Origin of the sequence: Anabaena sp. 4-3, from assembly GCF_001597745.1 — a bacterium.
GTDB lineage: Bacteria > Cyanobacteriota > Cyanobacteriia > Cyanobacteriales > Nostocaceae > Trichormus.
This window is the reverse complement of the sequence record NZ_LUHJ01000065.1, coordinates 56,615-69,422: the sequence shown is the minus strand read 5'-3', so window position 1 is coordinate 69,422 and position 12,808 is coordinate 56,615. Positions and strand designations below refer to the sequence as shown.

The window sequence follows — 12,808 nt, the reverse complement described above, 5'->3', positions numbered from 1 at the left end:
AGTCATTAGTCATCAGATGAAAACAGCAAGTAATCATTATTTTTTGATAGTTGATTTAGAAGCTACCTGTTGTGATCAGGGGACTATTCCTAGTCAGGAAATGGAAATTATTGAAATTGGTGCGGTGATGCTCAACAGGAATACATGGGAAATTGATTCAGAATTTCAACAATTTATTCAACCTGTAAGACATCCTCAACTTACAGCTTTCTGCACTGAATTAACTACTATTCGTCAAGAAGATGTAGAGCAAGCACCAGAATTTCCCGAAGCGATTACACTATTTAAATCCTGGCTGGATTTATTTCCTCATCATATATTTTGTTCTTGGGGAAATTACGATAAAAAACAATTTATTCAAGATTGTGAATTTCATCATGTTCCTTATCCCTTTAGTGCCGAACATATCAACATTAAAAAAGAATTTTCCGACTATTTAGGTGTTTCTAAAGGATTCGGCATGGCAAAAGCATTACAACATCTCGGACTAGAATTACAAGGTACACACCATAGAGGTATTGACGATGCGCGTAATATAGCAAGTATCTATAGACAGATAAAAACAAAAAAAGTCAATAAATAAAAGTTACTTGCTGCTGAAATGTTCCCCTAAATGATAGGATTTGGATTGTATTAACATCAACAGCAAATCCTATTCTTTTGAACTTTGAATTATATATGACTCTAGCACTAGGCATGATTGAAGTTTATGGCGTTCCCACAGCAGTAGAAGTGAGTGATGCCATGTGTAAAGCTGCCCGTGTTAGGTTAGTAGGATATGAAAATACTGATTTAGGAAGAATTACGGTGTTAATTCGCGGCGAGGTGGGTGAGGTAAACGTGGCTGTTAAAGCGGGATTAGAGGCGATAAAAAGAGTCAATGGCGGTGAGTGGCTAGCCGATCACATTATACCCCGTCCCCATGAAAACTTAGAATATGTTTTACCCATTCATCGTATTGCGAATGTAGATAATTTCAGTGCAGATATCCGTTTTCCTCCTCCGTTGTCAGCGTAAGTAGGAAGTGGAGGGAGATGAGGGAGATGAGGGGGATGAGGGAGATGAGGAGAAAAACTAATGACTAATGACTAATGACTAATAACTAATGACTAATAACTAATAACTAATAACTAATGACTAAATTAATCTCTCGTATGGAGGCGGTACAGTCGCCGATTATTCCTGTGGTTGGAGAATTAATTAAAAATTCTCCTGGTACAATTTCTTTAGGACAGGGTGTAGTGTCCTATAATCCGCCATCGGAAGCTATTGAACTGTTACCGCAATTTTTAGCTGAACCTGCGAATAATTTATATAAAGCTGTTGAAGGTATTCCGCCTTTATTGAGTGCGTTGGCTGATAAATTGTCAACCTTTAATGGCATTGAAATTAATACAGAAAATTGTATTGTGGTAACTGCGGGAAGCAACATGGCGTTTATGAATGCTATTTTGGCTATTACTTCCCCAGGTGATGAAATTATTTTAAATACGCCTTATTACTTCAACCATGAAATGGCGATAACTATGGCTGGTTGTCGTGTGGTGTTAGTAGAAACTGATGCAAATTATCAACTGATTCCAGAGGCGATCGCACAAGCTATTACACCCAAAACACGGGCTGTTGTGACAATTTCACCGAACAATCCTACAGGTGTGGTGTATCCTGAAAATGTGTTACGCCAAGTGAATCAAATTTGTGGCGATCGCGGAATTTATCACATTAGCGATGAAGCCTATGAATACTTTACCTATGATGGCGTAAAACACGTTTCCCCTGCGTCGTTTCCTCACAGTAATCAGCATACAATTTCCTTATTTAGCCTTTCCAAAGCTTACGGTTTTGCAAGTTGGCGTATTGGTTATATGGTGATACCTAAAAACCTGCTGGTTGCTGTTAAGAAAGTGCAGGATACAATATTGATTTGTCCGCCAGTTGTTTCTCAATATGCAGCCTTGGGAGCATTGGAAGCCAAACCAGAGTATTTACAGTCAAATATTGGTGCGATCGCTCAAGTCAGACAATTAGTTTTAGAATACCTCCAGCAGCTACAAGGCTTATGTAACATCACCCCTGCTGACGGTGCTTTTTATTTTTTCCTGAAAGTGCATACCCAAATTGATGCTTTTGAATTAGTCAAACGACTCATTCAAGAGCATAAAATAGCAGTCATTCCAGGTACAACCTTTGGAATGGAAAAAGGTTGCTATTTACGAGTAGCTTATGGTGCATTGCAAAAAGATACAGTTCAAGAAGGTATGGCAAGATTAGTACAAGGTTTAAAAACAATTTTAAGCAGTAAATAAACCTCAATTGACTTCTTGACATATCGATTATATTCACCTTATACTTTGCGTCTTTCCGCCTACCGCAAGCGGTTCCGCATTAGCGGTATGCGCGAGACAAAAAAATATAGAACATCGCTAGTTATGATATAAAAAAAGCTTTATTTGCTAAAATTATTAAAATATAAATCATAAATAATTGTTAGCAAAAATCAAAATGACAACAGCATCTAACATTTTTTTAGTAGGAGCTAGTCGCGGTGTTGGTAGAGAAATTGCCAACTACTTAACAGCACAAAAGTTAAATGTTAAATCACTTCTGAGAAAAGAAACTTCTCGTAGTGAACTTGAAGCAATGAATATTCAAGTTGTACAAGGGGATGCTTTAAATCTGGATGACGTAAAACGCGCCATGCTAACAGATGAACCCATTCACGCTGTTATTAGCACCTTGGGAGGATTACCCACAGACACAGAAAAACCAGATTACCCAGGTAATAAAAATCTCATTGATATTGCAGTTAAAGCTGGCGTACAGAAGTTTATTTTGGTGACATCTATTGGTACTGGTAATAGCGTCGGTGCTTTATCACCTCAAGCTTTAGCTGCATTGCAAACAGTTTTAATTGAAAAAGATAAAGCCGAACAACACTTAATAGCTAGCGGACTCACCTACACCATTATCCGCCCTGGTGGACTTAAATCAGAACCAGCCACAGGTAATGCTATTTTAACCGAAGACACGCGCATTTGTGGGAGTATCCACCGCGCAGATGTGGCGCAATTGGTTTGTCGCTGTTTAAATTCTGAGAATGCTAATAATAAAATTTTGTCAGCAGTAGACAAGAATATGCTGTTTACAAAAACCGAATTTGCAGAATTTAGTTTGAATTAATAATTATGTTTGTAGTAAGAGGCTCTAGCCCTTCTTTTAAGGACTAAATTCCTTACTACAAACCTTAAATAATTTACTTCCTAATTACTCGCCAGATATTTGTAAACACAAAGTTCTTTTACGCGCCCCATCTAACTCAAAGAATAATACTGATTGCCAAGTTCCCAAACCTAATTTACCATCTGTCACAGGGATAACTTCGCTATTATTTAGCATCATTGCCATCAAGTGAGAATGAGCATTCATCGGTTCATCTTCTGGCACAACTCTTAAATGCAAATCATTATGTAAATAACGGTCTGATGCCGGAGCTAGTTTTTCCAAAAATACTTTGATATCTTCTAATAGTCTAACTTCATCCTCATTAATTGCCAACGCAGTTGTGGTATGGCGAGAAAATACTAAAACTTGACCATTTTTAATGGTAGTAGACTCTAGAAAGTCTTTGATGTGAGGTGTGATGTTGTGAATATTAATCCCTGGTTCGGTGTCGATTTCAATTAATTTATTAAAAATGGGCATAAATCTGAAATACAAATTTTTAGAGTATAAAGTTTCGGATAAAAAATATTTTAAGTCAAATGTTGCACCATGCTCAATCAGAATAGGTGGGCATTGTCAACAACATAAAATTTAGTCTATTAAGTAAATAGGCAGGAAAATTTATCAGTATGTAACGAAAAATTAACCAGAGCGATGAGAGTTAAATTTGACACGTTGACTACTATAGTTTCCTCTTTCCCCTCTAGCTTGAATACCATCAATCACGGCATAAGCAAGGTCTAGCTCATCATCAAACATTCTGCCAGCTAGTTCGACTTGTTTAAGATGTTGCCACTCTAACTCAATGGGGTTGATTTCTGAATAATATTTAGGTAAGAATCAACACCTCATCATTATATGAGCTATACTCAGATATGCTCAACGTTGCTCAGGTATTTCGCTTTCAGAGCAAAACTCTTCCTTGTTCGTTTCCAAATCACGAGAGATCCAAGAAAAAAATGCCCAGCTGGCGCGTTCGCCCCCAGGGCGAACGCGCCAGAAATATAGTCGTTTAGCAATAATATCTTTAATAAGGCTGGGCATTTTTTTCTTGGCAAGTGCCCACCCCTTTTTTTTTGACTACCCGTCTTAATCTGTCGGGACTCAATTTAACTCTGCGTTCTCTCTCTAATTTTTGCGCTAATTGATAACTGTTGTATGTGCGTGGTTCTTGTTTGAGGGTTTCTTCCAAAAATACTATGTCTTCTTCTTTCCATCTTACTTTCCCCCCACGAACTGGTAATTCCCATAGACCTTTCAAACCCTGCTTTTGCCATCTGTGTAAAACCTGTCTTATTGTCTGTGGAGTCCAATGGACATACGCTGCTATTTTTTCCACATACCAGCCATGCGCGTTTGACCTGATTACTTCTGCTCGGTCTTTGACTTTCTGTGGTACGTCTGCTGTTTTCAAGTTTACAAGGGTTCGCTCCTACTCCTCCCCAAAATAATGATGATCATGTTTATTTTTACCTAAATTTTATTCGCAGCTTCAAAACTCCAAAGCCTTGTTTTACTAAGGTTTTGGGGTGCTTATCACCCCGTGAACCGCGACCCGTCTGGGATCAGCTGCCCATCAGTGCCTGGGCGAGCCCGATGTAGAGCGGTATTCCCAAGCCAATCGCAACCGGCGTGCCGACGGCTGTGGACGAGCCCACATAGGCGGAGGGATTAGCCGACGGGATACCGGCTCGTAAAGTGGGCGGTCCTGATATGTCTGAACTGGAGCAGGCGATGACGGCCAGGATCACAACGCCACCAAGGCTGAATCCCGTAGTGACGTGGGCAATCATGCCGAAACCGAAGGCTATGAGCCCATGCAGTAGCGGTGCCACTAAGGCATATACGGCGTACCACTGAGCCACCTTGCGCAGCTCGCCAAGCCTTGCCGTGGCCTCCATACCCATTACCAGCATCAGAATTGAAAGTAGGCCGCGGAAGAGGGGCTCAAAGAAGCTTTCAAAGACACTTTCCGGGCGGGTTAGCAGACCTAGAGCGATGCCGAGCAGCAGTGCCGATAGGGCAGATCCCTGGAGGCTTTCCTTCACGATGGGCCATATCCTGACTCGCTTGTCTGCGGTACCGCGCTGCTTGCTGAGATAAACGCTGGCCAAGACGATTGCAGTCACGAGCGCTGGGATGTCCATGAAGGGATAGAGTGCGGCGGCCCAGGCCTCGTATTCGATGCCTTGCCCTTCCAGTAGAGTCAGGGCGGCGGCGAGGGTAGAGCCACTCACGGCACCGAACAAGCCCGCGGTCGCAATGGCATCAACGGTTTTGACATTCGGCAGCATGGCCAACGTATAGCGCCCGATGAACACGATCAGTACCCCCATTGCTATGGCGAACACTGCGGGCAATAGCATCTCCACCAGATTGGCATTGCGGATCGCAATGCCGCCGCTCAGTCCGACTTTTATGAGCAGCATGAAGACAATGAACTTATAGATCGCATCTGGAATTTCCAGTCGGCTACTGAGGGCGGCAACGATCATACCACCAATCAGAAAGCCGAGTGTCGGGGACTGCAACTGCGCTAGGAAGCGCATCAAGAAATCGGAGAAGAAATCCACTAATACCTCCTTCAGCCTCCTCTAACGAGGAGCGATTATTGTGATAAGTGAGCTTGAAAAAGTAAGGGTGAAGTGCTTCACCCCTACAGCACAGGTTTTACGAGAGAACCTGTCAACAGGGTGTTCAGAAATGGCCGCTCTGCGAACGGAGACGGAAGGTGATAGCTGTCCTGCACCACCCTCTATGAATCCTGATCTATCAATACTTGAATCTCTATAGTGTTTGAGCGTATCATGAAATCCATAGATTTTTGCGTTCTCTAACATGGATTTGAAATGTAATGTCAAATTCAAATCATAAGTTTTTCTTTTGATTGGCGATCCCTACCTTTGGTTAATGTGAATTGCGATCGCTCAAAAACCTCGAACACTTCTTAGTCGACAGCGTTCAACAACTAAATTTCTGATATCTCACTTTGATCTGGGCTAGACCAGATCGAATATTTGGCGATCAGCTACAACCGTATTCGCGACCTAGAGCCGTTGACCCCGTTGAGCCAGCTACACAGCTGATTTATCCTCACCCCCTTACACACCCCGGTCGCAGAAACGACCGCCTTGGCTAGATTGGTCTAGCTGACCTGGTTGGATCTGCGGAGCACTGAGATCCGCGATCGCACCTGCCCTGTGTAACCAGAGAGCGTCTGTCTCTTTTTGCCGACCGATTCCATAGACCCATCCGAAACCCGTGCAGATATTGCCTTAGCTAACCCGTCTCTGTGATGAGGCGCACCATGTATGGTCGCCTTGAGGCCCAATTACGATGTCTCAAGGAGAATACCTCGCCCCTAGGATGGCTCATATCAATCCACTTGCAATACGGGTAACTCTGTTGGTGGGGTCGGCTCTAAGGGGGGACTGTAGCGAGCGGCGTTAATCCAAATTACTGAAAGCAGTAAACCAACACCGCAACCGATCAAGAAGATCCAACCGTGGGAGGGTTCTAAAACACACAGCAAGCGGCGATTACTGCCATACACTTGCACGACCCACCCCTCATCCGTATCCAACTTTGGCTGTGACTGCCTCCATTCAAACTTATTCATTGTTTTCGCTCCATGCTGATTGTGTGTATCGCTTACAGGCAGCTTGCCTGTATCTCACGGAACACCTGAAAATCTACCTGTGTGATGTGTGTAGCGGCTTCAGAACAGTGGTTGTGTCTTTGAGCTGCTTTCGCTGAATTTATAGATATAAGCCTATATTTCAAGCAAACACCATATTTTTCAGTTTATGTAATGCCTGGCTAACAAGCAACATTTTTGACAAAAAATTGCCTCAAACTTGCTGAATATTTTGATAACCGAAACTTATCATGTAGGACGATTTGCCCAAAACTCCCGTAATTTTATTCGGGAGATGTAGAGCGAACGGGTGTTAAAACAACCGTCAAAGAGGAATCGCCCTGAGTAACAACTGTTTGATAGTCCATTGCTGTGACCTGCTCAATAACGTGGCACTCACCTCTGATCATCAGTGCCTCACCTCTTGACTGATCGATGGTATGATGCTAATGTGCTCGCTATGGCAAGCGCGCTATTATACAATGTGTATACGAACGCGATGGTATCCCCTTCGTCGACTCGGATCAGCGCGATAGCGCGCGGTGCTGCCGTTTTCCTGAGTTTCTGTGTAGTTCAATGACTACACGCGTTAAGAGGTAACCCACATGACCCAGCAAGCCAGCAAGCTCGTCATCGTCACGGAAAAGTTGCTGCTGAAACAGATCGTCAAGATCATCGACGAAGCCGGGGCTACCGGTTATACGGTGGTGGCCGCTGGCGGTAAAGGCAGTCGCAACGTGCGCTCGTCTGGACAACCCAGCGTTTCCGACACCTACTCGAATATAAAGATCGAGGTGCTCACCGCCAATCGGGATATGGCCCTGAAGATTTCGGATGAGGTCGCAGCGAAGTTTTTCGACGATTATTCGGGCATCGCCTATCTTTGTGAGGCGGAGGTACTGCACGCGCACAAGTTCTGACTCAAAACCACTTAGTAGTGCAGAAAACTCTGTCGTCCACGGTCATCACCTTTGAGAACTCAATCCGAGAGTCTCATGCCTGCTGATAGTGCTTCAGGGCATAGACTTTCGGAGGAATTCGCTAGGGCAGTGGGGTGAAGGTGGGCAAGGGCAGTCGTTGATCACACCGCCGAGCAATCTCTCGAAGCCCCAGTTGCAGAAAACTCAGCCCCCGCTCACCGTGCCAGTCGAGTTGAGAACGGTTTCCGGCCTGAACCAACAGCATCCCCACGACGACCGCAATCAGGTGGGCCATGTCGAGGAGCATGATCAGTGACGTTAGCCGTTGGGGACTTCCAGAAAATAAATTATGCCCTTATCCAGAATGATAATCATTCTAAAGGAGGACGGAGGTGCTGCCGTCGGCAGCACCTCTGCCCCCCCTTTTGTAGTAATTTTAAAATGACTGTGTTTTTGAGTCTGGCAAGCAATATCTGTGTCAATAGTATTAACTGATTCCCTAATTCTTCAGCTAAAACTGAATTGACACTCCCCAGCCTAAAGGCGTGCTGAACTTTTTGGACTTTTTGCGGTTAGCTCGGTTTAACTGTTTTTCTGACTTACGGTAAAACTGGGGTGATGGTTCTACATTACCTTTATTATCGGCAATGAAATATTTTAATCCTAAGTCAAGTCCCACAACTTGATTCGTGGGTTGAGTTTCAAGTAGGGGCGAACGGCCGTTCGCCCCTACAATATCAATCGCAAATTGAGCGTAATACCCATCAGCACGACGTACTAAACGAACGCGCTTAATTTGCTTGATGTCGTAATAGTTAAGGTCGTAAGTCCCTTTTAGTTTTAAAGTTCCAATCCCCTTCTTGTCAGAAAACGTTATGGCTTTTCTAGTTTCTGAAAGCCTCCACCCAGTTGATTTATATTCAACCGAACGACAATTTTTCTTAAACTTCGGAAAGCCTTTTTACCCTTTATCTTTTTCTTGCAGTTATCGTAAAATCGAGCTATCGCTGACCATGAACGTACCCTACGGGAACGCTACGCGAACAGCAGCAGATTGTCTAGCCATTGAGTTAAGTTCATCAGCAAAAGGAAATTCAGCAGCCAATACCGCACAATATTTATTCAATGCGTACTTATCTACCTTTGAATCCTTGTTGTCCATCCAGTAGCGCAAGCACTTGTTTTGAATGAATTGGCTAGTACGAATTGCTTCGTCTATCGCTCTGTATTGCTTATCCTTTCCTTTGACCTTGAACTCGTAAACAATCATGGATTTCTCCTGACGGAGACGCTACGCGAACGACCACTTAACCACATACTTATGCTAACACAAAGAGTATAAACCCGTCCTAGAAGGACGGGGTTTTCAACCCAAATTTTCGATAAATTAGTGATGAGAAAAAATATCCCCGACTTTTTCAAGAAGTCAGGGAAATGTGGACAGCAATTAGCGGATTTTTAACCGAAGATACCAGCAAAAAAGTCAATGGTTTCCTTGAGTGCTTTGATGAAGACATCAATTTCCTCGCGGGTGTTGTAGAAAGATAGGCTAGCGCGTGCGTTGCCTGGTAAACCTAAGTGGCGGTGTAATGGTTGTGTGCAGTGGTGTCCAGAGCGAATAGCTACGCCTTCTTGATCTAATAATGTAGATAAGTCGTTGGCGTGGATACCTGCAACGGTAAATGCTGCTAAAGCGGCTCTACCTTCTCCTTTGGCATCGGGTTTAGGCCCGTAGATTCTGACTTGGGGAATTTGTGCTAATTGTTGGAACAAATAAGCGGTTAATTCTGCTTCGTAGGCGTGGATTTTATCCATACCTATATTAGTAAGATAATCTACTGCTGCACCGAGGGCGATCGCTTCCCCAATTGCAGGTGTACCAGCTTCAAATTTATGCGGCAATTCTGCATAGGTAGAATGGTCTAAATACACCTCCGCAATCATTTCACCACCGCCTAAAAATGGTGGCATTCCCTCTAGTAATTCCAACTTACCATACAAAAAGCCGATACCAGTCGGAGCGCACATTTTATGCCCAGATGCTACTAACCAGTCACAGCCAATTTGCTGGACATCTACAGGTGTATGGGGAACACTTTGACAAGCATCAACTAAGAATTTCGCGCCGTATCTGTGAGCAATTTTCGCAATCTCTGCCACTGGATTAATACAACCCAGTGTGTTAGAAACATGAACTATAGAGACTAATTTAGTTTTTTCGGAAATCAGTTGTTTAAACTGTTCCAAGTCAAAAGTTTCTTCTGGTGTCAATTCCACAAACTTGAGAACTGCACCTGTTTTTTGTGCCACAAATTGCCAAGGAACAATATTACTGTGGTGTTCCATCACCGACAAAATAATCTCATCCCCAGCTTTTAAATTGTTCATTCCCCAGCTATAAGCGACGAGGTTAATGGCTTCGCTAGCGTCGCGGGTAAAAACAATTTCTTGACGGGATGCAGCATTGATAAATTTAGCGACTTTATCCCGTGCGCCTTCATAAGCGTCGGTGGCTTTAGCACTGAGGGTATGCGCTCCCCGATGTACGTTAGCATTATATTGCTCGTAGTAATCGCGCAGAGCATTTAATACAAATAAGGGTTTTTGTGATGTCGCCGCATTATCTAAATAAACCAAGGGTTTATCATTGATTTCCTGATGCAATATCGGGAAGTCAGCGCGGACTTTATCAGCAAGGGTTCTTGTAGGAGTGTAAGTCATTGGTAGTTAGTCATTAGTCATTAGTCATTAGTCATTAGTCATTAGTTGGGAATAGGGCATGGGGCATTGGGTAATAGATTTTACCTTGTCTACCTCATCCCCCTCATCTCCCTTATCTTCCTCATCTTCCTCATCCCTGTTTCCAGGTAGTGACGGTGTGGAGTAATTCTTCTCGCAAGGAAGCGACTGGGATGTGGTTGATGATTTCGGCGGCGAAGGCGTTAACTAATAACTTGCGTGCGTCGTTGGCATCAATACCTCGACTTTGCAGATAGAATATTTCATCGTCTTCTAACTGACTGACTGTTGCACCGTGGGCGCATTTGACGTTATCGGCGGTGATTTCTAGTTGGGGTTTGGTGTCAACTCTGGCTTTTGGTGAAAGCAGCAAGTTGCGGTTTAACTGGGCTGCGTCGGTTAACTGTGCTGGTTTGGGAACGAAAACCTTACCGTTGAAGACAGCGTGAGCGCGATCGCCTACAATACATTTATGTAATTGCTTACTTGTACCATAGGGATGATTGAGTGCGATCGCACTGTGAGTATCAGCCACCTGACTATCACCAATCATCGTCAAACCGTTGAGGGTGGTTTCTGTTTGCTCACCAGTCTGCAAAATCTCTAAATTATGCCGTGATAACTTACCACCCAAAGTAATGGCGTGACAAGTATAACGACTGTAACGTGCTTGAGTCACAGCAGTTTTGCCAATGTGGAAAGCTTGTTTACTCTCCCTCTCTACTCTAGTGTGATTCACATGGGCATTATCAGCAATAACAATTTCCGTAACTGCATTGGTGAGGTAAACCCCCTCTGCGTCTAGAGTAGTCTGATAATCTTCAACTACACTTACCTGTGAACCAGTTTCCGCCACCACCAAACACCGGGGTTGGGAAATTGTCGCTGTCTCACCAGCCACAGTTATAAATAATAGATGTATAGGCGTTTCCACGATGACATTTTTCGCCACCAACACAACCGCCACATCAGATATCCCCGCAGTGTTGAGTGCAGTAAATACCTCTAATGCACCCTCAGCTTGGGCTAAATGTTGCTGTACCCGTTCCTGTTCGGGTAGAGACAACGCCGATAAATTACCGACAACTACACCAGTCGGTAATTTAGCAACTGCTGACAACTCCGGCGCATAAACACCATTGACAAACACCAAACGGTTATCGCCCGCATCTTGTAGAGACGCTACTCCTCGCGTCTCTACAGCGCGACGAAATTCTACTTGGCGTAACTCAGACAAATCAGTAAACCGCCATTCCTCCTCACGGGTAGTAGGGATAGTAGAATGACGCACCCAATTTGCCGCGCGATCACGTAATTCTTGTAACCACCCCTCACTTGCTGGTACAGTTACCTGATTTAACAACCCAACCAAATAAGCATCTCTATCTAACAGAGTAGATGTCACACTGACAGCATCCGAGTTAGGAATGGCACTAGGAGAAACTTGTATAGTCATTACACACCCACCCCAACAGCAGATTCTTCTAACAGCCAGTCATAACCACGAGATTCTAATTCCAGAGCCAATTCCTTACCACCACTGGTAATAATTTGACCCCGTGCCATCACGTGGACAAAATCAGGAACAATATAATCAAGTAAGCGTTGGTAGTGAGTAATCATAATCGTGGCATTTTCCGGGCTAGTCAATTGATTAACACCATGAGCCACAATTTTCAGCGCATCAATATCTAAACCAGAGTCAGTCTCATCCAAAATTGCCAACTTTGGTTCTAACAACGCCATTTGTAGAATTTCATTGCGCTTCTTCTCACCGCCAGAAAAACCTTCATTCACACTACGACTGAGGAAAGCGGGATTCATCTTCACCACCTCCAACTTTTCCTCAATCAAATCATCAAAATCGAAAGCATCTAACTCTTCCAAACCTTGAGCCTTACGACGGGAATTATAAGCCACCCGTAAGAAATCCAAATTGCTCACGCCAGGAATTTCCAAAGGATATTGAAACGCCAAAAACACACCAGCCCTAGCCCGTTCTTCCGGCTCCATTTCCAGTAAATTCTGCCCCTGGAAAATCACCTCACCACCAGTCACAGTGTAAGCTGGATGTCCTGACAACACCTTAGAAAACGTACTCTTACCAGAACCATTCGGCCCCATGATGGCATGAATCTCACCATAACGCACCTCAAGATTCACACCCTTCAAAATCGGAGTACCATCAACCTCAGCCGTCAAATCACGTACCGACAAAACAACTTCACTATTTTCAACAATCATGTTCTCTCTCTCTTCTCTCTCTTCTCTCTCTTCTCTCTTCTCTCCG

12 protein-coding genes and 1 pseudogene are annotated in these 12,808 nt (G+C 43.8%); 5 read left to right on the top strand and 8 right to left on the bottom strand.

Translation table 11 applies throughout. The annotated features are described in order from the left end of the window. Window positions 1–16: 16 nt before the first annotated feature. From A3775_RS17385 to A3775_RS17370, 4 genes are all read left to right on the top strand, one after another. Window positions 17–583 (top strand): 3'-5' exonuclease, encoded by a 567-nt coding sequence (locus A3775_RS17385; protein ID WP_066426008.1) that lies wholly within the window; start codon window positions 17–19, stop codon window positions 581–583. A gap of 95 nt (window positions 584–678) precedes the next feature. Beyond that, window positions 679–1,017 (top strand): carbon dioxide-concentrating mechanism protein CcmK, encoded by a 339-nt coding sequence (locus tag A3775_RS17380; RefSeq protein ID WP_066426006.1) that lies wholly within the window; start codon window positions 679–681, stop codon window positions 1,015–1,017. A 116-nt stretch (window positions 1,018–1,133) separates the two neighbouring features. Continuing rightward, complete coding sequence (locus A3775_RS17375) at window positions 1,134–2,306, top strand: pyridoxal phosphate-dependent aminotransferase (protein ID WP_066426002.1); 1,173 nt, start codon at window positions 1,134–1,136, stop codon at window positions 2,304–2,306. Window positions 2,307–2,502: 196 nt separating this feature from the next. Further along, entirely contained in the window at window positions 2,503–3,180 is a 678-nt protein-coding gene (locus A3775_RS17370; RefSeq protein WP_066383438.1) for an SDR family oxidoreductase, read from the top strand. An 84-nt stretch (window positions 3,181–3,264) separates the two neighbouring features. Here A3775_RS17370 and A3775_RS17365 read toward each other — a convergent pair whose 3' ends face one another. The 4 genes from A3775_RS17365 to A3775_RS17350 all read right to left on the bottom strand — a co-directional run bounded on the left by A3775_RS17365 (window position 3,265) and on the right by A3775_RS17350 (window position 6,841). Next, window positions 3,265–3,702 carry a secondary thiamine-phosphate synthase enzyme YjbQ gene (locus A3775_RS17365; RefSeq protein ID WP_066383428.1) on the bottom strand — a complete coding sequence of 146 codons (438 nt, stop codon included), beginning with the start codon at window positions 3,700–3,702 and terminating at the stop codon, window positions 3,265–3,267. A gap of 547 nt (window positions 3,703–4,249) precedes the next feature. Next, the gene (locus A3775_RS17360) at window positions 4,250–4,636 is read right to left on the bottom strand and encodes a helix-turn-helix domain-containing protein (protein WP_066383426.1); all 387 of its coding nucleotides are present in this window, start codon (window positions 4,634–4,636) and stop codon (window positions 4,250–4,252) included. 151 nt (window positions 4,637–4,787) lie between these two features. After that, window positions 4,788–5,795, bottom strand: a complete 1,008-nt coding sequence (locus A3775_RS17355) for a sodium-dependent bicarbonate transport family permease (RefSeq protein WP_066383424.1) — start codon at window positions 5,793–5,795, stop codon at window positions 4,788–4,790. 803 nt (window positions 5,796–6,598) lie between these two features. Continuing rightward, window positions 6,599–6,841, bottom strand: coding sequence for a hypothetical protein (locus A3775_RS17350; protein WP_066383421.1), 243 nt, complete (start codon window positions 6,839–6,841; stop codon window positions 6,599–6,601). A 623-nt stretch (window positions 6,842–7,464) separates the two neighbouring features. On the opposite strand from A3775_RS17350, the gene A3775_RS17345 reads away from it, so the two are divergent. Continuing rightward, window positions 7,465–7,779 (top strand): P-II family nitrogen regulator, encoded by a 315-nt coding sequence (locus A3775_RS17345; RefSeq protein ID WP_066383419.1) that lies wholly within the window; start codon window positions 7,465–7,467, stop codon window positions 7,777–7,779. Window positions 7,780–8,326: 547 nt separating this feature from the next. Here the strand turns inward: A3775_RS17345 and A3775_RS17340 are convergent. The 4 genes and pseudogenes from A3775_RS17340 to sufC all read right to left on the bottom strand — a co-directional run. After that, window positions 8,327–9,049: pseudogene (locus tag A3775_RS17340) on the bottom strand (RNA-guided endonuclease InsQ/TnpB family protein); the annotation flags it as partial. Window positions 9,050–9,237: 188 nt separating this feature from the next. Then, entirely contained in the window at window positions 9,238–10,500 is a 1,263-nt protein-coding gene (locus A3775_RS17335) for a cysteine desulfurase (RefSeq protein ID WP_066426000.1), read from the bottom strand. Between the two features lie 130 nt (window positions 10,501–10,630). Continuing rightward, window positions 10,631–11,974: a Fe-S cluster assembly protein SufD gene (sufD, locus tag A3775_RS17330; RefSeq protein WP_066425998.1), complete on the bottom strand. Its 1,344-nt coding sequence runs from the start codon at window positions 11,972–11,974 to the stop codon at window positions 10,631–10,633. Further along, window positions 11,974–12,762 (bottom strand): Fe-S cluster assembly ATPase SufC, encoded by a 789-nt coding sequence (sufC, locus tag A3775_RS17325; protein ID WP_066383399.1) that lies wholly within the window; start codon window positions 12,760–12,762, stop codon window positions 11,974–11,976. The genes sufD and sufC overlap by 1 nt, the downstream gene beginning before the upstream one ends. Window positions 12,763–12,808: the final 46 nt, after the last annotated feature.